Genomic DNA, 18,135 nt, shown 5'->3' on the forward strand with positions numbered 1-18,135 from the left:
GCAACCTTCGCCGCACCCGCGCGTCATACCTGGCGCCGCACGGCCGGCGCCGCCGCTGCCCCATAACCACCATTCACGCCAACATGCTGATTCATCCCCAGTTCGACCCGGTTGCCATCCACCTGGGCCCGCTTGCGATCCGCTGGTACGGGCTGATGTACCTGGCCGGGTTCGTCATGTTCCTGTGGTTCGGGCGCCTGCGCATCCGCCAGCCGCATATCGCCGCCAAGGGCTGGACCACGCGCGACCTGGACGACATGCTGTTCTTCGGCGTGCTGGGCGTGATCCTGGGCGGGCGACTGGGCTACGTGCTGTTCTACAAGCCGACGTACTACCTGGCGCATCCGATCGAGATCTTCAAGGTGTGGGAGGGCGGCATGGCCTTCCATGGCGGCTTCCTTGGCGTGGTGGTGGCGATGTGGCTGTTCGGCCGGCTGCGCCGGCGCCACTGGATGGAAGTGACCGACTTCATCGCGCCGATGATTCCCTGCGGGCTGGCTGCCGGACGCATTGGCAACTTCATCAACGGCGAGCTGTGGGGGCGCGCCACCGACCTGCCGTGGGGCATGATCTTCCCGCAGGCCGGCGACAACATCCCGCGCCATCCGTCGCAGCTCTACCAGTTTGCCGGCGAGGGCGTGGCGCTGTTCGTCATCCTGTGGCTGTTCGCGCGCAAGCCGCGGCCGATGGGCGCGGTCTCGGGCGTGTTTCTGATCGGCTATGGCGCGTTCCGCTTCGCCGCGGAATTCGCGCGCGAGCCCGACACCTTCCTGGGCCTGCTGGCGCTGAAGCTGTCGATGGGCCAGTGGCTGAGCCTGCCGATGATCCTGGCGGGCATCGCCATGGTGATCTGGGCCTACCGCCGCCAGCCCGGCGCCGGCGCGCCGCAGCCGGCGGCCTGAGCCCCGCCTGCCCAGCGCGCGCTAGCGGCCGGCACGGCGCAGCGCGTCGATGCGCGCCTGCGTGTGCGGGTGCGTCGACAGGAAGTCTTCGCCACGCCCGGCCTGCGCTTCGTCGGGCTTGCCCTCGCGCTGCTCCAGCGCGACCAGCACGTCGGCCAGCGCCGCCGGCGGCAGGCCGTTGCGCTGCATCACGTCGATGGCATAGGCGTCGGCCTCGCGCTCGTGGTCGCGCGAATAGCGCAAGGTCAGCATGGCGGCCGGCACGCCCGCCAGCACCGACGAGATATCGCCGAACAGGTAGGCCGACAGCGCGGCCAGGGCCGAGCCCTGGATCACTTGCTGCAGCCCGTGGCGGCGCGCCACGTGGCCCGCCTCGTGGGCCAGCACGCCCATCAGGCCGGCGCCGCTGCCCGCCAGGCCGACCAGCTCGTCGGTGACGATGATGATGCCCCCCGGCAGGGCCAGCGCATTGGCACCGATTTCGCCGCCCTGGCGGAACACCACCTGGTAGTCGTGCGCGGCGTCGCGCGGGCGCCGCAGCGCCGCGAAGCCGGCACGGATGCGGGCCTGCTCGGCGGCCGGCAACTGCGTCGGCGCGAGCATGCCGTGGTCCAGGCTCTCCAGCGTCAGCTGGCCGAGCCGGGCCTCCAGTTCGGCCGGCACCGCGCGTGCCATCATGCCGGCACCCCACGGCAGCAAGACGTAGTAGCCCAGCACCAGCACCGCCACCAGCGCCGCCACGGCCAGGCCAGCGAGGCGCCAGCTGTTCTGCGCGCGCGTCACCAGGCCGTCGCGGTGGCCGGTGGAGGCCAGCAATCGGTCGAAGGCGGCATGGTCGGTGACCTCGCAGAAGGCGCCGTCGACGAAGGTGACCAGCCGCGGCGCGCGGCGCACGCGCTCCGACACGCGCAGCTGCGACAGCGGCGCGCGCCGCAATTCGGTGCCGTCGGCGTCGCGCAGCACGGCCTGCTGCGCCTCCACGGCCAGCGTGGCAGGATGCGCGCGCGACGAGCGGCCGTCGAAGAAGGTGACCGGGATCATGGCGCGTCAGAGCGCGATGTCGATGTCGTACCAGTCTACCGCCGCGTCGCCCAGCGCGCCCACCTGCTGCGCTTCGCCGGCGACGAAGCTGTCGAGCGGACCGGCCGCGAGCATGGTCACGCATTGCAGCCGGTAGCGCGTGGCGCGCACGCGCGCGAACGGCAGGAACAGGCCGAGCGTCAGGGCGATCGCAATCAGGTTGGTGACAAAGATAAAGACCATGCGCGCGGCGCTGACCTGGCTGCGGAACGCGTGCGGCGCCAGCGTGGTGTGGCTCCACACCACATTCTGCAGCCGCGCCATCAGGTAGGGGCTGACCGACAGCATGCCCAGGTAGAAGCCGGCGATGCCGAAGCCAAGCAGCGCCGCCGCGCCGAAATTGCCGATCCCCGGCGCCATCAGGAAGCCGGCCGCGGCCATCACCAGCGTGCCCGCCAGCACCACGCCGAAGGCGCGCAGGTAGGCCCGGTAGAAATCGCCCGCGCCGGCGTGGAAGCCGAACGGTGCCGTGCCGAAGCGGGTGTGGTTGTGCTGGTAGCGCTTGAAGCGCTGGTGCGCCAGCGGTCCCAGCAAGCCCAGCGTGGCCACCGCGGCCAGCGGCCACAGTACGAACACCCGGTAGGCCTCGGCATCGCCGCCGGTGAAGCCGAAGCGCAGGCCGCGGTAGCTGGAGTTGGCCATGCGGAAGCGCAGCGAACGCACCAGCAGCAACGGAAACACCGCCAGCAGCACCAGCAGCATCGCCAGCGCCAGGAACGGCGAGAAGGTCGACGCGAACTGGAACGCCAGCACCAGCCCGAACACGATGGCCCGGCCTTTCAGGATTGCCGACGGCTTGCCGTGATAGTCGAAGCTGGCGCCGTCCAGCCGCGTATTGCGGTAGAAGTACTGCAGCGTGCGCACCTTGGCCCAGGCGGAATAGATGCCCAGGGTGACGATGGTCAGCAGCGCATTGACGATCCAGATTCGGAAATATTCCGAGCCCGACCCGGTGAAGCTCAGGCCCAGCGGCCGCAGCGCGGCGGCGCCAGGGCTGGCGGGCGATGCCGGTTCGGCCGGGTTGGCGGCCAGGGTGAAATCGCTGCTGCCAGCTTGCATGGCATGACCTCCAGAGTGATGTGTGCGATGGCTACAGGAAACCGGCGGGGGATATCCGCGGCGGCCGGCGCCTGTTTCAAAAACGCAACGATGCCAGGCAAGGCGATTGCGGCGACGGCCTCACATTCTGACATCGATAAATACCGCCGACGGCACAATTTGTATGGCCGCGTGCCGCCAGCCCATGCCGTATCGTCCTCACCATGGAAAACCCTCGTAACACTTTGGAAACATTCTGTTACACTGATCTCATCCTGTAACAAGTTGCGGTTCGGTGCCATCCATAAAATCAAGGGCTTAGCCAGACTGGCACGTAAATCGCTAATATCACTGTTACAAGATGAGCGGCGAGCCACAGCCGCCAACGGCAGTGCCAGGGGGGAGTACGGCTCTTCGGGTCGAGAGTTACGCTAGCCGCGCTGCACGGATCAAAGGGCACGGGAAAATCCACGCGCTTTGGCGCGTTTGCAACAGGGGTGGCGCGGGGCCAGCGCCAGGTCAATCCATGGACCCACGCGACGGATGCATTCGTATCCGCCAGCGATGAATCACGCAGTTCGGCAGTTCTTTTCAGGCGCGGGCGGTTCCTTGCGGGGAGGCAAGGGACGCCCGCCGCACCTCACCACATCATTTCCCGCTGGACCTGCACGCACGACCTTGCGGTGCACCATCGAAAGTCCTTGTATCGTTCGCGCCCTAATCCATAATTATGAATTATGGGATCCGATGCACACGCCATTGGATTCTCCGTGCGATACAGGAGATGGCATGCGCATCGTCCAGCAGGCGCTGTACCTGGAAGTGGCAGACCGGCTGCGCGCCATGATCGACGCGCATACGCTGGTGCCGGGCGCATGGATCGACGAAAGCGCGATGGCCGAAACGCTGGGCATCTCGCGCACGCCGCTGCGCGAGGCGCTCAAGGTGCTTGCCGCCGAAGGCCTGGTGCGGCTGGAGCCGCGCCGTGGCTGTTTCGTCAATGAACTGTCCGAGCAGGACCTCGACGAGATCTTCCCGCTGATGGCGCTGCTCGAAGGGCGTTGCGCCTATGAGGCCGCGCGCAACGCCACCCGCGCCGACCTCGACGCGCTCGACGGCCTGCACGCCGACCTGGCGCGCTATGCCCAGGCCGGCGATATCGACGCCTACTACGAGACCAACGCCCAGATCCATGAAGCGATCCAGCGGCTGGCGGGCAACCGCTGGCTGAGCGGGCTGATCAGCGACCTGCGCAAGGTGCTGCGGCTGTCGCGCCACAAGAGCCTCAAGCTGCCGGGGCGGATCCATGAATCCTGCGCCGAGCACCTGAGCGTGTTTGCCGCGCTCAAGGCGCGCGACCCGGAAGGCGCCGAAGCCATGATGAAGACCCACTTGCTGCGCCAGCGCGGCGCGCTGCAGGCGCTCGATGCCGGCGGCGCCGCGATGACGCAGGACGTCACCGACCTAGCCGAGGTAAAGGCGGCCGTGCGCGCCCCGCCGGCCTTGCGCGTGGCGGGCGCCGAAGACTGACTCCCGCACACCGCCACGCCAGCCACAGTTTCCCCCACGTTCACATCGATGCATCAAAGGCAGGTACCGCATGAACTCCTTCGATACGGGTGACCAGAAGATCAGCGCGCCGCTGGGCGAGAACGAGCCGTCCAGCTCCAATATCCTGTCGCGGCTGGGCCGCTGGTGGGGGCGCAAGGGCGAGGCCGACGCCAAGGCCAATGGCGATGCCAGGGCCGCCACGCCGGCCGATGGCGAGGCGCCGCTGCCGGCGCGGGTGGTGCGCCGCCAGCGCGAGCAACTGCGCCTGTGCTTCGATGCGCGCCTGACCGACGGCGCCGCCAATGCCGCCGCGCAGGCCTGGCAGGCCGAATACGAAGCCGCCGGCGAGGCCACGCGGCGCGGCATGCTGGCGGTGCTGGCCGAAGTGGCCAGCAACGGCAGCGAAGAGGCCGCGGCCGATGGCGACAAGGGCGCGCGCGCGGGCCAGGCCCAGTCCAACGCGCGCATCCGTTTCTTCAAGCGGCTGGCCGCGCTGCATGGCCAGCGCGGCAACAGCGCCTGCGGGTTGCATTTCCTGATCCAGCTGCGCGCCGACATGCTGCGCTGGCAGCGCCGCATGCCCGGGCTGCGCCCGCTCGACGACGACCTCGAGGGCTTGTTCTCCAACTGGTTCGACGTCGGCCTGCTCGAGCTGCAGCCGATCACCTGGGACTCGCCCGCGTCGCTGCTGGAAAAGCTGATCCGCTACGAGGCCGTGCACGAGATCGCCTCGTGGACCGACCTGCGCAACCGGCTCGATTCCGACCGCCGCTGCTACGCCTTCTTCCACCCGCGCATCCCGCGCGAGCCGCTGATCTTCGTCGAGGTGGCCTTTGCCCCCGAGATGGCCGCCGACGTCCATACCCTGCTGGACGAAGCCGCGCCGCTGGAAGACCTGCGCCGCGTCAAGTGGGCGATCTTCTATTCGATCAGCAACACGCAGGCGGGGCTGCGCGGCGTCAGCTTCGGCAACTTCCTGCTCAAGCGCGTGATCGAGGAAGTGCAGCGCGAATTCCCCAAGGTGAAGCAGTTCGCCACGCTGTCGCCGATTCCCGGGTTCGCCGACTGGCTGCGCAAGCAGGACGGCGAGGCCGTGGCGCGCGTGCTGGGCGACAAGCGGCTGGCGCGCTGGAGCGAACGCCACGGCAGCGCGCCCGCCGACGGCGCGGCCTGGCTGGAGGCGCTGGCGCCGGATGCCGCCGATGCCGTGGTGCGCGACACCGCGCTGACCCTGGCCGCGCATTTCCTGGTGCGCGAACGCAACCAGTCGATGCCGGCCGACCCGGTGGCGCGTTTCCACCTCGGCAACGGCGCCTGCGTGGAACGGCTCAACTGGGGCGCCGACCTGTCGCGCAAGGGCCGCAGCCAGAGCTGCGGCATGATGGTCAATTACCTTTACGTACCCGAGGCGCTGGATGACAATCTGGCACGCCTGGGCGCAGGCAACCCGCGCATCAGCCGCAGCGTCGGCAAGCTGCTGTGATCCTGGTCCGGTCACGGGGATTGTCCTTGCCCTTGCACCCGCGGCGCCTGGCGCGCCGCGACGTTTTGTCGGGAGCCATGTCGTAGAAGCAAAGCCAGCCGCGCAGTGCCCATGCGGGCGCGCGCGGCCATCAGATTGACTTTCCAGAAGAGAGAGGAGACAAAGATGAATCGTCGTCAGTTCAGCCTGGCCGCCTGCGCGCGCGCAGCGGGGCTGGTCCTTGGCGTGGCCGGCATCGGTGCCGGCGCCATGCTTGCCGCCCCCGCGCACGCCGATACCTGGCCGTCCAAGCCGGTCACCGTGATCGTGCCGTTCCCCGCCGGCGGCGGCACCGACGCCTTCGCGCGCCCGCTCACCGCGCAGCTGTCCAAGCAGCTGGGCAAGCAGTTCGTGATCGACAACCGCGGCGGCGCCGGCGGCACGGTCGGCGCCAGCCTCGCGTCCAAGGCCGCGCCGGACGGCTACACCGTGTTTATCGGCGGCGCCCACCACGCCATCGCGCCGTCGTTCTACAAGAAGCTGGACTACGACATCGAGAAGGACTTCATTCCGGTCACGGTGATCGCGCAGCCGCCGCAGGTGGTGGTGGTCAATCCCAACCGCGTCAAGGCCAATACGCTGCAGGAGCTGATCGCCTACGCCCGCGCCAACCCCGGCAAGCTCAACTACGGCTCGGCCGGCAACGGCTCGTCGCATCACCTGGCGGGCGAGCTGTTCAAGATCCAGACCAAGACCTTCATCACCCATATCCCGTACAAGGGCGCCGGCCCGGCACTGTCCGACCTGATCGCGGGCCAGGTCGACCTGATGTTCGACGGGCTCGGCTCGTCGGCGCAGCATATCCGCGCGGGCCGCATCAAGGCGCTGGCGGTGGCGTCGAACAAGCGCTCGCCCGCCTTCCCCAACGTGCCGACCGCGGCCGAGGCTGGGGTGCCCAACTACGAGGTATCGACGTGGTACGCGATGTGGGTGCCCAAGGGCACGCCGAAAGACATTGTCGACCGCCTCTACGCCGAGACCGAGAAGGCGCTGAACACGCCGGAGCTGAAGCAGGTCTGGCTGAACAACGGCTCGGAAACGCCGGCGTTCACGCCGGAGCAGTTCGGCCAGTTCCAGCACGCCGAGATCCGCCGCTGGGCCCAGGTGGTGCAGCAGTCCGGCGCCAAGATGGACTGACGCCATGCCCATGCCGATCCGAAGCCGGGGGATGCGCCCATGAGCGGCACCGTGCGATTTGCCGCGCAGGGCACCACCGCCACCGTGACGCTTGCGCACGCGGGCAAGCTCAACGCCATTTCCGCGCAGATGTGGCGCGAGCTGGCGGCGGGGTTTGCGCGCCTGTCGGCGGATAACTCGCTGCGCTGCGTGGTGGTGCGTGGTGCCGACGGCAACTTTGCCGCCGGCGCCGACATTGCCGAGTTTCCCGCCGAGCGCGGCGACGAGGCCGCCGTGCGCCACTACCACATGGCCACCATCGCGCCCGCGCTGGCGGCGGTGGCGCAATGCACGCATCCCACCGTGGCGATGATCGAAGGCGTGTGCGTGGGCGGCGGGCTGGAAATCGCCTGCCATTGCGACCTGCGCATCGCCGCTTCGGACAGCCGCTTCGGCGTGCCGATCAATCGGCTGGGCTTCCCGATGGCGCCTGGCGAGCTGCAAGGCCTGCTGGCGCTGGCGGGTCGCGCCGCGACGCTGGAGATCCTGCTCGAGGGCCGCGTCTTCGATGCCGCGGAGGCGCGCGAAAAAGGCCTGCTGACCCGCGTGGTCGAGCCCGCCGCGCTGGCCGCGGAGGTCGACGCCACGGTGCGCCGCATCGCCGCCGGCGCGCCCGCCGCAGCGCGCATCAACAAGGCCACCATCCACCGGCTGGCGCCGTCGCCGGCGCCGCTGTCGCCGGCCGACCTGGACGCGCATTTCGCCTATGCCGAAGGCGCGGACCACGCCGAAGGCGTCGCTGCCTTCCTGGCGCGCCGGCCACCACATTTTCGCGGGGAGTAGGGCGCGCCGACGGCACTGCTTCCTATCCTCGTTGTCTTTGCTTTCTCAGTCTTTGCTTCGCTCCCTGCCATGAACGCCAACCTGTTCGCCCTGTTCGAATCCCGCTTCCCCGCTGACCGTACCGCCTGCTGCATCGAGACGCACGACGGCCTGTACTACAGCTGGGACGACCTTGACCGCGCCACCGCCAAGCTGGCCACCCTGCTGGCCTCGCTGCACCTGCCCGAAGGCGCGCGCGTGGCGGTGCAGGTAGAAAAATCGCCCGAAGCGCTGTTCCTGTACCTGGCCACGCTGCGCGCCGGCTATGTCTACCTGCCGCTGAACACGGCCTACCAGGAGGCCGAGATCGACTACTTCGTCGGCAATGCCGAGCCGTCGGTGGTGGTCTGCAGCAGCAAGAACTTCGGCTGGGTCTCCAAGGTGGCGTTCCGCCACGGCGTGAACCATGTGTTTACGCTGGACGACGACCGCAGCGGCTCGCTGCTGTCGCGCGCGGCGGGCAAGGCCGACGCCTTCGAGACGGTGGCGCGCGCCGACGATGACCTCGCCGCCATCCTCTATACATCGGGCACCACCGGCCGCAGCAAGGGCGCGATGCTGAGCCATCGCAACCTGGCCTCCAATGCGCAGACGCTGCACGAGTTCTGGGGCTGGCGCAGCGACGACGTGCTGCTGCACATGCTGCCGATCTTCCATGTGCACGGCCTGTTCGTCGCCTCGCATGGCGCGCTGCTGGCCGGCGCCAAGATGATCTGGGCGCCCAGGCTCGACATGGCGCAAGTGCTGAAATTCCTGCCGCGCTGCACCGTGATGATGGGCGTGCCGACCTACTACGTGCGCATGCTGCAGGAGCCGCGCTTCGACGACGACACCTGCCGCCGCATGCGCCTGTTCGTGTCGGGTTCGGCGCCGCTGCTGCTGGAAACCTTCGACGCCTTCCGCGAGCGCACCGGCCATACCATCCTGGAACGCTACGGCATGAGCGAGACCGTGATGCTGGTGTCCAACCCCTATGACCCGGCGCTGGGCGAGCGCATCGGCGGCACCGTCGGCATGCCGTTGCCGGGGGTGTCGGTGCGCGTGGTCGACGGCGACGGCAAGCGCTGCGCGCCAGGGGAGATCGGCAACGTCGAGGTGCAGGGACCGAACGTGTTCCAGGGCTACTGGCGCATGCCGGAAAAGACCCGCGAAGAGTTCACCGACGATGGCTGGTTCAAGACCGGCGACGTCGGCCGCTTCGGCGGCGCCATCGTCAGCCAGGCGGGCGAGCGCGCGGTGCCGGACCACTACCTGACCATCGTCGGCCGCAGCAAGGACCTGATCATCTCGGGCGGCTACAACGTCTACCCGAAGGAAATCGAGAGCTTTATCGACGAGATGCCGGGCGTGGCCGAGAGCGCCGTGATCGGCGTGCCGCACGCGGATTTCGGCGAGGCGGTGGTGGCGGTGGTGGTGCGCAAGCCCGGTGCCGACATCGACGAGGGCGCGCTGATCGGCACGCTCAAGGGCCGCATCGCCAATTTCAAGGTGCCCAAGCGCGTGCACGTGGTGGACGAGCTGCCGCGCAACACCATGGGCAAGGTGCAGAAGAACGTGCTGCGGGAGAAGTTTGCGGCGCTGTGAGGAACCGGCGAAAGCTGGGGGTTTGCTCCCCTCTTCCGCCTGCGGGAGAGGGGAGCCCTTACCAGTGGCGGTGGCAAGCGCCAGCTTACTTCAGCATCTGCACCGACCCGTTCACCGACACCGTGACCTGGGTCTTGCCGCCCTCAACCGGCACCGGTACCGCGGCGTCGGCCATCATGGCCTTGGCGGCGCCGTACATGCGCGGCACCGGCGGCACCATGCCGGTCTCGTTCACGTTCACTTCACGGATGGTGTAGCTGTTGTAGCCGAACAGTTTGGTGGTGGCCTGCGCCTTGTTGCGGAACGAGGCGATGGCCTGCTCGGCGAGCTTGGCCTCGGCGGCCTCGCGTGCTTCGCGCGACAGCGAGAAGGCGATGTTCTGCACCTGCATCTGGCTCGCCAACTCGCCCGCGAGCTTGGACACCGCCGAGAAATCGCGCGACTTCAGGATGACCTCGGAGCGTCCGCGCCAGGTACTGATGCGGCCGTTGCGGTCGGTGCTGGGGTGGATGGTGAAACCGCCGGATTCGGCGGTCACGCCCTGCACGCGGCGCGCCTGCGTGATGACGGCCTGGGTCCGGGTCGACAGGCCCGAGGAGATCGCGGCCGGTTCCGCGCCTTCCTGCTCCGCGGCCAGCGTCAGGTGCACGATATCGGTCGGCACCTCGGTGACGGCCTGCGCGGTCAGCGACAGCACGCCCGACGGTGTTTCCGTGGGACCGCCGTGGGCCGAAGCGACGACGGCGGTGGTGCCGAGCAGGGTGGCGGCGAGCCATTGTTTCATGTGGTTCTCCCAATCAAAACGTGATGGGTATCAGACGTGGCCGCGAGGGCGATCGTTCCGCGATATTGCAAACGATTGTTGCGGTGGCGTCGCGCGAGTGGTCTTGCTTCCCCCGTGCGGGTGACGCGGATCGTCAGAATGCCTGCCAGGCCTTCCACAACATATACGTGGCCAGGCACAGCAGCAGCACGGCGAAGACCTTGCGCAGCTGGCCCACATCCATGCGGTGCGCGGTGCGCGCGCCCAGCGGCGCGGTCAGCACGCTGGCCGCGGCGATCACCAGCAGCGCGGGCAGGTAGAGATAGCCGAGCGAGGCGGGCGGCAGCCCCGGCGCGTGCCAGCCGCTCCAGATGTAGCCCGCCACGCTGGCCGCGGCGATCGGGAAGCCGAGCGCGGCCGAGGTCGCCACCGCGTTGTGGATCGGCACATTGCACCAGGTCATGAACGGCACCGAGACAAAGGCGCCGCCCGCGCCCACCAGGCTAGACAGGAAGCCGATCACGCCGCCCGCGCCGGCCATGCCGGCGAAGCCCGGCAGCTGGCGCCCCGGCTTGGGCCGGCGGTTGCGCAGCATCTGCAGCGCCGAGAAGCCGACGAAGCCCGCGAACGCCAGCGACAGCCAGCTGGTCTTCAGCGCCGCGAAGACCTTGCCGCCGCCGACCATGCCGCCGATCACGATGCCGGGCGCCAGCGCCAGCACGATCGGCCAGCGCACCGCGCCGCGCTTGTGGTGCGCGCGCACGGACGACAGCGAGGTGAACAGGATGGTGCCCATCGAGGTGGCGATCGCCATATGGACGATGGCTTCGCCGGCAAAGCCCAGGCTGGTGAACAGCAGCGTCAGGAACGGCACCATCATCATGCCGCCGCCCACGCCGAGCAGGCCGGCGCAGAAGCCGGTGAATGCGCCCAGTGCGAGCAGGGCGGGGATCAGCACCGGCAGGTTGTCGAACGGCATCGTGTCAGCAAGGTGGTTGTTATTGTCGTCAGCCTTGCCGCGCAAGGCCTGGTGCGGCGTGGCAACGCCAAGCCCGTCAGCCCATCAGCTTGCCGGTGATATAGCGCCATTCCGCAGGCGTCACCGGCGTGATCGAGAGCCGGTTGCCGCGCCGGAGCACCACCATGTCGGCCAGCGCTTCATGCTCGCGCAGCTCGGCCAGCGGGATCAGCCGGCTCTTGCGTTCGAAGCGCACGTCGACCAGCAGCCAGCGCGGCGCCTCCGCCTTGGATGCTGCGTCGAAATACGGGCTCTTGCGGTCGAACTGCGTGGGGTCGGGGTAAGGCGCGGAGCAGACCTCGGCCAGTCCGGCGATGCCGGGCTCGGGGCACGACGAGTGGTAGAACAGCACGCCGTCGCCCACCTGCATGGCGTCGCGCATGAAGTTGCGCGCCTGGTAGTTGCGCACGCCGGTCCACGGCAGCGTCCGTTCCCGGGCCAGGTCGTCGATGCTGGCCTCGTCGGGTTCCGATTTCATCAGCCAGTACTGGCGGGCGCGTTGGTTCTGGTTAGGGCTCACGGCGCTGCTCAGGAAAGGAAGGCCCGAGCGGGAAAACACGGGCAAGCATGCAGGCAAGAAAAAAGGCGATGGTTCAGAAAACCACCGCCTTTTTTAGGGGGTCCCCGCCTCGGCCGCTGGGTCGGCATCCTGAACCCAAGTGAGGTTCAGAGTGGCTGCGGAAGTCGCATTTCGGGTACATCATCCACTCAGGGAGTCCAGGCCAGGCCCGGACTATGAATGCGACGACGCGCTCGCCCACGCGACATAATCCCGCACCATGCAATGCATATCGGTTCAAGGAGTTTATGACCCTCACGAACCAGGCAGGGAAACTGTCAAACGTCTGACTGTCCACGTGCTGGATGTCAGACGTTTGCCGTTTCTAACAAGGATGGGATGAAAACGGCGGCCAGGCGCGATAACCTGACCTGTCAGCTGCACTTCTGTGGTGCCTCGTGCAGTCTGGCTACACTATACACCGCGTTGCAGGCCATACCAAGTGCGCTCGCGCGTGTCGTTACATTTTGCGCGGCAGCGCGGCATCCGCAGCACATCCCACCCGTGCTGCTCAGCCGCGCGTACCGGTGCCCACGTGGGCATATTGCCGCAGCGCTTCGTCGGCGCGATCGTTCAGTTCGCGGATGCGCGCGCGGATGGCGTCGACCGGGATCGCGCCCTCGGCCTGCTGCTTGCGCTGCAGCGACAGCAGGTCCGAGGCGATGCTGATCGCGGCCATCACCGCCACGCGCTCGACACCCTTGGCCGCGCTGCCGCTGCGCAGCTTGTTCATCTGCGTGTCGACCAGGGCCACGGCCTCGAGCAGCGCGGCCTCGTTCTCGGGCGCGATGGCGAAGCGGTAGGCCTGGCCGGCGATGTTGACTTCGACTTGCTTGTTGCTCATGCGTGTTCTCCGGGGGCCTTGTGCGCTTCGGCGCCCTGCGCCACGGCTTCTTCGCCGAGCAGGTCGAGCTGGCGCGTGTCGCTGGCGGTCGGCAGCTTGTCAAGGATGGACTGGATGCGCAGCTGCGCTTCCTCGATCTTGATATTGAGCAGTTCGCGGTCGGCGGCCATGGCCTCGCGCTCGCCGCGCAACTGCGCGGCTTCGCCCTCCAGCCGCGCGATCTCGTCGCGCAGCCGCTGGTTCTCCGCCGCCAGGGTGTCCGCATGGTGCAGCACGCGCCCGATCTTGGCGGCCAGTTGTTCGAGTTCGGTGAGCATAGGGCCTGTCATGATGGGAGTAGTGTCAGGTATCGCGATTCTAGCCGATGCGCCGGCATGCACAATGCGGAGGAAAGGTTTGTGACCGGCCGCCCGCATGGAAGTTGCAGGCTTCTGCACCCAAGACGCCGCGAGAGTGTGACAAAACGCTACCACGCGGCCCATGCGCGCAGTGGGGTTGCCGCGTTGACGCGGGGGGCGAAACGCCATAGACTCGCGCACGTTCCAGGTGCTCGCCCTTTTCGTCCCTGGCGAAGGGGCAGTTCAACGGGAAACAGGGAGCCGGGCCGGCTGCGCGCCGGACAGGCCAACCTGTGCTGCCCCCGCAACGGTAAGCGACCGCGGTGCGCATGCGCCAGCCACATCGCTGGCAAGGCCCGATCCGTCATCGGATGCCAGGCCACATGCCCGCAGGACCGGCCACACGCCACTGAACCGCAGGTTCGGGAAGGCGCCGGTTCCGTGTCGCCAGCCCGGATACCGGCCTGAACGCGGGCTGCCGCCCGTGCGCGGCACGCCTCATCGCCATATGGCCCGCGGGGGAACGGGCCCGGCCGTTCCTATCCAGTCCTGCATCATGCGTTCATCGCTTCACAGGTCGACCCGCCCGGCAAGCCCGGCGGTGCGTCCGTCCGTGCCCGCCATCCTGGCGGCCATGGCCTCGTTCACCCTGGTTCCCGGTACCGCTTCCGCGCAGGCGGCGGACAGCCGCACCGCGCAGCTCGCGCCGGTGGTGGTCACTTCCACCCGCACCGCGCAGTCGATCACCGAGGCGCTGCCGCATACCACGGTGGTCACGCAGCAGGACATCGCCAATGCGCAGGCGCCGGACCTGCGCACGCTGCTGCGCAGCCAGGCCGGCGTCGAGTTCGCGACCAACGGCGGCATGGGCAGCAATACCTCGCTGTTCATGCGCGGCGCCAACTCCAACCAGACCCTGATCCTGATCGACGGCGTACGGGTGTCGTCGGCCAGCAGCGGCACCGCGCAACTGGCCAATATCCTGCCCGACCAGATCGACCGCATCGAGGTGGTGCGCGGCAACGTCTCGGCGCTGTACGGCTCGGACGCGATCGGCGGCGTGGTGCAGATCTTCACCAAGAGCGGTGCAGGCCAGGCGCCGGCGGCCAACGCCGCGGTGGAGTACGGCAGCAACAATACGCGCCAGGGCACGGTCGGCTATGGCGGCCAGGTCGGCGATACCTCGTTCAACCTGACCGGCTCGGCGTTCAAGACCGACGGCTTCTCGTCGATCAATACGAAGCAGGCGCCGCGCGCCAACCCCAACGACAACCCGTACGAGAACCAGAGCGTGTCGGGGCAGGTGAAGCACCGCTTCACGCCCAACTGGGATGCCGGCATCACCGGCTACTACTCGAAGAGCAAGCTGTCGTTCGACAGCGCCTTCGGCCGCCCCACCGACGAGAACCGCACCGACAGCGAGCTGTACACGCTGTCGGCCTTCGTCAACGGCAAGCTGGGCACGGACTGGACCACGCATTTCAAGCTGTCGCAGAGCGAGGACCGCAGCGACACCTTCCTCAACGGCAGGCCCAACGGCACCTTCAATACCCGCAACCGCCAGTTCAACTGGCAGAACGAGTATGCGCTGGCCGCCAACCACACGCTGCTGTTCGGCACCGACTACCTGCAGCAGGAGCTGGACTCGAGCGCCTACGGCGCGCCGACGCGCAATGTGTTCTCGGTGTTCGGCGGCTATGACGGGCGCTTCGGCAAGCACCAGCTGCAGCTCAACGCGCGCAACGACCACTATTCCGACTTCGGCAACCAGGGCAGCTTCTTCGCCGGCTACGGCTACAACCTGACCGACGCCTTCAAGCTGATCGCCAGCGTCAGCAATGCCTTCCGCGCGCCGACCTTCAACGAGCTGTACTACCCCAACTTCGGCCAGCCCAACCTGCAGCCCGAGCGCGCCAAGTCGATCGAGGCCGGCGTGCAGTACACCACCGCCAGCGCCGGCCTGCTGCGCGTGACCGCCTTCGAGACGCGCTACCACGACCTGATCGTGTCGGCACAGCAGCCCAACGGCATGTTCCTGGCGCAGAACGTCAACCAGGCCAAGGTGCAGGGCATCGAGGCATCGTGGCGCGCCACCGTGTATGGCACCGACTTTGGCGCCAGCGTGACCTTCCAGAACCCGGTCGACGAGCAGACCAACACCCAGCTGCTGCGCCGCGCGCGCCGCCATGCCGCGCTGGACGTGGGCCGCGATATCGGCAACTGGCGCTTCGGCGGCGAATGGCTGCTGTCGTCGTCGCGCATGGATGCCGGCTCGCGCCGGCTGGGCGGATACGGTATCGTCAACCTCACCGCCCGCTACAACATCGACAAGCAATGGTTCATCGCCGCCCGCGTCGAAAACCTGTTCGACAAGGACTACCAGCTCGCCTACCCCTACAACACGCAGGGGCGCGCGGGCTTCATCACGCTGGGCTGGCGCCAGCGATGAGCGCGCGGGCGCGCCATGTCTGAATTCCGGCGCGCCCTGGCGATCTGGCTGGCGCTGGCGTTTGCGGCGCTGCTGGCGTTCGCTCTGTCGCTCGCGCTGGGCAGCGTTGCGCTCGATGCGCGCGCGCTGTGGCTGGCGCTGAGCGGCGCCGACACCGGCACCGCCGGCGCCATCGTGCATGAGCTGCGGCTGCCGCGCGCGGCCGCGGCCTTTGCCTGCGGCGGGCTGCTGGCCCTGTCCGGTGCACTGATGCAGGTGCTGCTGCGCAACCCGCTGGCCGAGCCTTACGTGCTGGGCGTATCGGGCGGGGCCTCCACCGCCGCGCTGCTGGCGATGCTGGCGCTGGCGCCGTGGTGGGGCGTGCAGGCGGCCGCCGCGCTCGGCGCCCTGCTGGCGATGGTGCTGGTGGCATCGCTGGCGCGGCGCGACCTGCTGCATCCGCAGGTGCAGGGCGGGCACCGCGAAGCCGGCGCGCGGCTGCTGCTGACCGGCGTGATCCTGGCTGCCGGCTGGGGCGCGGTGATTACGCTGATCCTGTCGGTCGCGCCGGAGTCGCGCCTGCGCGGCATGCTGTTCTGGCTCACCGGCGATCTGGGCGGCACCGCCAGCTACGGCGGCGCGCTGGCCATGCTGGTGGCGGCGCTGCTGCTGGCCATGCCGATGGCGCGCGCGCTCAACGTGATGCTGCTGGGCGAGACCGTGGCGCAGGCGCTGGGCGTGCGCGTCGGGCGCGTGCGGCTGGCGACCTTCATGCTGGCATCGCTGTGCATTGCCGCGGCCATCACCACCGCCGGCTCGATCGGCTTTGTCGGGCTGGTGGTGCCGCACCTGGTGCGGCTGGCCTGGGGCAACGACCAGCGCATGCTGCTGCCGGCCGCGACGCTGTTGGGCGGCGCGCTGCTGATGGCGGCCGACCTGATCGCGCGCACCGTGGTGGCGCCGGCGCAGTTGCCTGTGGGGGTGATCACCGGGCTGCTGGGCGTGCCGACCTTTCTCTACCTGCTATTGCGGAGGCCGCGATGAGCGCCGCCAGGCACTGGTCCTTGCCGCTCACGGCTTGCCCGCGGCTGACGCTGCGCGAGCTGCGGCTGCGCACCAGCCAGCGCGTGCTGGTGGACCGGCTGAGCCTGGCCGTCGGCCCCGGCGAGCTGTGGTGCATCGCCGGCCCCAACGGTGCCGGCAAGTCCACGCTGATGACCGTGCTGGCCGGGTTGCGTCACGCCGACGGCGGCAGCGTCGAGATCGACGGCAACGCGCCGGCGCTGGTCGACCCCGCGCTGCTGGCGCGCCAGCGCGCCTACCTGCCGCAAGCCGTACACGACACCTTCCCGATGCCGGTGCTCGACGCCGTGCGCGTGGGCCGCCATCCGCACCTCTCGGGTTGGGGCTGGACCGGCCGCGAGGACGACCGCATCGTGCAAGACGTGATCCGCGCCATGGATATCGAGGCGCTGGCCGCGCGCGATGTGCTGACGCTGTCCGGCGGCGAGCGCCAGCGTGTCTCGCTGGCCGCGGCACTGGCGCAGCAGGCGCCGCTGCTGTTGCTGGACGAGCCGGTCTCGCACCTGGACCTGCGCCACCAGATCCTGGTGCTGGAGCAGCTGGCCGCGCTGGCCAGGGCCGGGCGCCACGCCATCGTGGTGATCCTGCACGACCTGACGCTGGCGCTGCGCTACGCCACCCATGCCCTGCTGATGGCCGAAGACGGCACCGCGCTGCACGGCCCCGCCGCGCAGGTGCTGACCCCCGAACACTGCTCGCGCGCGCTGCGCACCGCGATCGTCAGCGTCAGCGACGGCGCCCATACCGCGCTGATTCCCGACGGCGCGCGCCCGACTACACCACACTCACACCATGACTGAAAACCACAACCCCGCCGAGCAGAACCCCGACCGCGATGCCCGCCACAAGGCGCGCATGGTGCGCAAGAAGGAAGTCGTCGATGCCAAGATCGCCGCCGCGCAGGACGAGCGCGGCGTGATCGTCATTACCACCGGCAACGGCAAGGGCAAGTCCAGCTCCGGCTTCGGCATGGTGGTGCGCGCGCTCGGCCATGGCATGCGCGCCGGCGTGGTCCAGTTCATCAAGGGCGCGCAGCCGACCGGCGAAGAAATGTTCCTGCGCCGCTTTCCCGACCAATGCGCCTTCCATGTGATGGGCGAGGGCTATACCTGGGAAACCCAGGACCGCGCCCGCGACGTGGCCAAGGCGCAGGCCGCGTGGGAGGTGGCGCGCGCCATGCTGCGCGATCCCGGCATCGGCCTGGTGCTGCTCGACGAACTCAACATCGCGCTCAAGCTGCACTATCTTGATGTGGAGCAGGTCATCGCCGACCTGCGCGCGCGCCCGCCGATGCAGCACGTGGTCATCACCGGCCGCGGCGCGCCGCCGGCGCTGGTGGAGGCGGCCGACACCGTCACCGACATGACCCCGGTCAAGCACGCGTTCCAGCAGGGCATCAAGGCCCAGCGTGGCGTGGAAATGTAGCC

The 18,135-nt window shown here is 68.7% G+C and carries 17 protein-coding genes, 1 other RNA gene and 1 riboswitch; of the genes, 10 read left to right on the forward strand and 8 right to left on the reverse strand.

What is annotated here, in order from left to right; translation table 11 throughout:
* Positions 1–83: 83 nt before the first annotated feature.
* Positions 84–902 carry a prolipoprotein diacylglyceryl transferase gene (lgt, locus tag U9J39_RS04045; RefSeq protein WP_115680992.1) on the forward strand — a complete coding sequence of 273 codons (819 nt, stop codon included), beginning with the start codon at positions 84–86 and terminating at the stop codon, positions 900–902.
* A 21-nt stretch (positions 903–923) separates the two neighbouring features.
* Here lgt and U9J39_RS04050 read toward each other — a convergent pair whose 3' ends face one another.
* Entirely contained in the window at positions 924–1,943 is a 1,020-nt protein-coding gene (locus U9J39_RS04050) for a M48 family metallopeptidase (RefSeq protein WP_115680991.1), read from the reverse strand.
* 6 nt (positions 1,944–1,949) lie between these two features.
* Entirely contained in the window at positions 1,950–3,041 is a 1,092-nt protein-coding gene (locus tag U9J39_RS04055) for a YjgN family protein (protein ID WP_326346577.1), read from the reverse strand.
* 768 nt (positions 3,042–3,809) lie between these two features.
* On the opposite strand from U9J39_RS04055, the gene U9J39_RS04060 reads away from it, so the two are divergent.
* The 5 genes from U9J39_RS04060 to U9J39_RS04080 all read left to right on the forward strand — a co-directional run bounded on the left by U9J39_RS04060 (position 3,810) and on the right by U9J39_RS04080 (position 9,675).
* Positions 3,810–4,550, forward strand: a complete 741-nt coding sequence (locus U9J39_RS04060) for a GntR family transcriptional regulator (protein ID WP_115710599.1) — start codon at positions 3,810–3,812, stop codon at positions 4,548–4,550.
* A 70-nt stretch (positions 4,551–4,620) separates the two neighbouring features.
* Complete coding sequence (locus U9J39_RS04065) at positions 4,621–6,054, forward strand: malonyl-CoA decarboxylase domain-containing protein (RefSeq protein WP_115710597.1); 1,434 nt, start codon at positions 4,621–4,623, stop codon at positions 6,052–6,054.
* A gap of 165 nt (positions 6,055–6,219) precedes the next feature.
* A complete protein-coding gene (locus U9J39_RS04070; RefSeq protein ID WP_116379117.1) occupies positions 6,220–7,230 on the forward strand; it encodes a Bug family tripartite tricarboxylate transporter substrate binding protein in 1,011 nt (336 codons plus the stop codon).
* A 39-nt stretch (positions 7,231–7,269) separates the two neighbouring features.
* Positions 7,270–8,052: an enoyl-CoA hydratase/isomerase family protein gene (locus tag U9J39_RS04075; protein ID WP_115680986.1), complete on the forward strand. Its 783-nt coding sequence runs from the start codon at positions 7,270–7,272 to the stop codon at positions 8,050–8,052.
* A 69-nt stretch (positions 8,053–8,121) separates the two neighbouring features.
* The gene (locus U9J39_RS04080) at positions 8,122–9,675 is read left to right on the forward strand and encodes a malonate--CoA ligase (protein WP_326346578.1); all 1,554 of its coding nucleotides are present in this window, start codon (positions 8,122–8,124) and stop codon (positions 9,673–9,675) included.
* A gap of 85 nt (positions 9,676–9,760) precedes the next feature.
* Here the strand turns inward: U9J39_RS04080 and U9J39_RS04085 are convergent, their stop codons facing one another.
* From U9J39_RS04085 to U9J39_RS04110, 6 genes are all read right to left on the reverse strand, one after another.
* Complete coding sequence (locus tag U9J39_RS04085; protein WP_115680984.1) at positions 9,761–10,459, reverse strand: SIMPL domain-containing protein; 699 nt, start codon at positions 10,457–10,459, stop codon at positions 9,761–9,763.
* Between the two features lie 133 nt (positions 10,460–10,592).
* Positions 10,593–11,417 carry a sulfite exporter TauE/SafE family protein gene (locus U9J39_RS04090; protein WP_115711720.1) on the reverse strand — a complete coding sequence of 275 codons (825 nt, stop codon included), beginning with the start codon at positions 11,415–11,417 and terminating at the stop codon, positions 10,593–10,595.
* 76 nt (positions 11,418–11,493) lie between these two features.
* Positions 11,494–11,976, reverse strand: coding sequence for an EVE domain-containing protein (locus U9J39_RS04095; protein ID WP_172581755.1), 483 nt, complete (start codon positions 11,974–11,976; stop codon positions 11,494–11,496).
* A gap of 97 nt (positions 11,977–12,073) precedes the next feature.
* A non-coding RNA gene (ssrS, locus tag U9J39_RS04100) (6S RNA) lies at positions 12,074–12,291 on the reverse strand.
* 235 nt (positions 12,292–12,526) lie between these two features.
* A complete protein-coding gene (locus tag U9J39_RS04105) occupies positions 12,527–12,859 on the reverse strand; it encodes a cell division protein ZapA (RefSeq protein ID WP_062801552.1) in 333 nt (110 codons plus the stop codon).
* Complete coding sequence (locus U9J39_RS04110; RefSeq protein WP_012353681.1) at positions 12,856–13,176, reverse strand: hypothetical protein; 321 nt, start codon at positions 13,174–13,176, stop codon at positions 12,856–12,858. Before U9J39_RS04110 ends, U9J39_RS04105 begins: the two co-directional genes overlap by 4 nt.
* Before the next feature lie 210 nt (positions 13,177–13,386).
* Positions 13,387–13,679: riboswitch (cobalamin riboswitch) on the forward strand.
* A gap of 74 nt (positions 13,680–13,753) precedes the next feature.
* Between U9J39_RS04110 and U9J39_RS04115 the strand changes: the two genes are divergently transcribed.
* Genes U9J39_RS04115 through cobO form a run of 4 tightly spaced genes read left to right on the forward strand, consistent with a single transcriptional unit; the run spans position 13,754 to position 18,133 of the window.
* Complete coding sequence (locus U9J39_RS04115; protein WP_326346579.1) at positions 13,754–15,646, forward strand: TonB-dependent receptor domain-containing protein; 1,893 nt, start codon at positions 13,754–13,756, stop codon at positions 15,644–15,646.
* A gap of 15 nt (positions 15,647–15,661) precedes the next feature.
* The gene (locus U9J39_RS04120) at positions 15,662–16,669 is read left to right on the forward strand and encodes a FecCD family ABC transporter permease (RefSeq protein WP_115710590.1); all 1,008 of its coding nucleotides are present in this window, start codon (positions 15,662–15,664) and stop codon (positions 16,667–16,669) included.
* Positions 16,666–17,508 (forward strand): ABC transporter ATP-binding protein, encoded by an 843-nt coding sequence (locus U9J39_RS04125; RefSeq protein ID WP_326346580.1) that lies wholly within the window; start codon positions 16,666–16,668, stop codon positions 17,506–17,508. The genes U9J39_RS04120 and U9J39_RS04125 overlap by 4 nt, the downstream gene beginning before the upstream one ends.
* Entirely contained in the window at positions 17,501–18,133 is a 633-nt protein-coding gene (gene cobO, locus U9J39_RS04130; RefSeq protein ID WP_115710586.1) for a cob(I)yrinic acid a,c-diamide adenosyltransferase, read from the forward strand. The genes U9J39_RS04125 and cobO overlap by 8 nt, the downstream gene beginning before the upstream one ends.
* Positions 18,134–18,135: the final 2 nt, after the last annotated feature.

The organism is Cupriavidus sp. SS-3, from assembly GCF_035818815.1.
GTDB classification, from domain to species: Bacteria; Pseudomonadota; Gammaproteobacteria; order Burkholderiales; family Burkholderiaceae; genus Cupriavidus; species Cupriavidus taiwanensis_C.

Excerpts from the sequence above, each read along its gene's own strand:
- U9J39_RS04050 (WP_115680991.1), bottom strand. The coding sequence starts at position 1,943 with ATGATCCCGGTCACCTTCTTCGACGGCCGCTCGTCGCGCGCGCATCCT.
- U9J39_RS04115 (WP_326346579.1), top strand. The coding sequence starts at position 13,754 with ATGCGTTCATCGCTTCACAGGTCGACCCGCCCGGCAAGCCCGGCGGTG.
- U9J39_RS04055 (WP_326346577.1), bottom strand. The coding sequence starts at position 3,041 with ATGCAAGCTGGCAGCAGCGATTTCACCCTGGCCGCCAACCCGGCCGAA.
- cobO (WP_115710586.1), top strand. The coding sequence starts at position 17,501 with ATGACTGAAAACCACAACCCCGCCGAGCAGAACCCCGACCGCGATGCC.
- U9J39_RS04105 (WP_062801552.1), bottom strand. The coding sequence starts at position 12,859 with ATGAGCAACAAGCAAGTCGAAGTCAACATCGCCGGCCAGGCCTACCGC.
- U9J39_RS04065 (WP_115710597.1), top strand. The coding sequence starts at position 4,621 with ATGAACTCCTTCGATACGGGTGACCAGAAGATCAGCGCGCCGCTGGGC.
- U9J39_RS04120 (WP_115710590.1), top strand. The coding sequence starts at position 15,662 with ATGTCTGAATTCCGGCGCGCCCTGGCGATCTGGCTGGCGCTGGCGTTT.
- U9J39_RS04080 (WP_326346578.1), top strand. The coding sequence starts at position 8,122 with ATGAACGCCAACCTGTTCGCCCTGTTCGAATCCCGCTTCCCCGCTGAC.
- lgt (WP_115680992.1), top strand. The coding sequence starts at position 84 with ATGCTGATTCATCCCCAGTTCGACCCGGTTGCCATCCACCTGGGCCCG.
- U9J39_RS04090 (WP_115711720.1), bottom strand. The coding sequence starts at position 11,417 with ATGCCGTTCGACAACCTGCCGGTGCTGATCCCCGCCCTGCTCGCACTG.
- U9J39_RS04125 (WP_326346580.1), top strand. The coding sequence starts at position 16,666 with ATGAGCGCCGCCAGGCACTGGTCCTTGCCGCTCACGGCTTGCCCGCGG.
- U9J39_RS04075 (WP_115680986.1), top strand. The coding sequence starts at position 7,270 with ATGAGCGGCACCGTGCGATTTGCCGCGCAGGGCACCACCGCCACCGTG.
- U9J39_RS04110 (WP_012353681.1), bottom strand. The coding sequence starts at position 13,176 with ATGCTCACCGAACTCGAACAACTGGCCGCCAAGATCGGGCGCGTGCTG.
- U9J39_RS04060 (WP_115710599.1), top strand. The coding sequence starts at position 3,810 with ATGCGCATCGTCCAGCAGGCGCTGTACCTGGAAGTGGCAGACCGGCTG.
- U9J39_RS04070 (WP_116379117.1), top strand. The coding sequence starts at position 6,220 with ATGAATCGTCGTCAGTTCAGCCTGGCCGCCTGCGCGCGCGCAGCGGGG.
- U9J39_RS04085 (WP_115680984.1), bottom strand. The coding sequence starts at position 10,459 with ATGAAACAATGGCTCGCCGCCACCCTGCTCGGCACCACCGCCGTCGTC.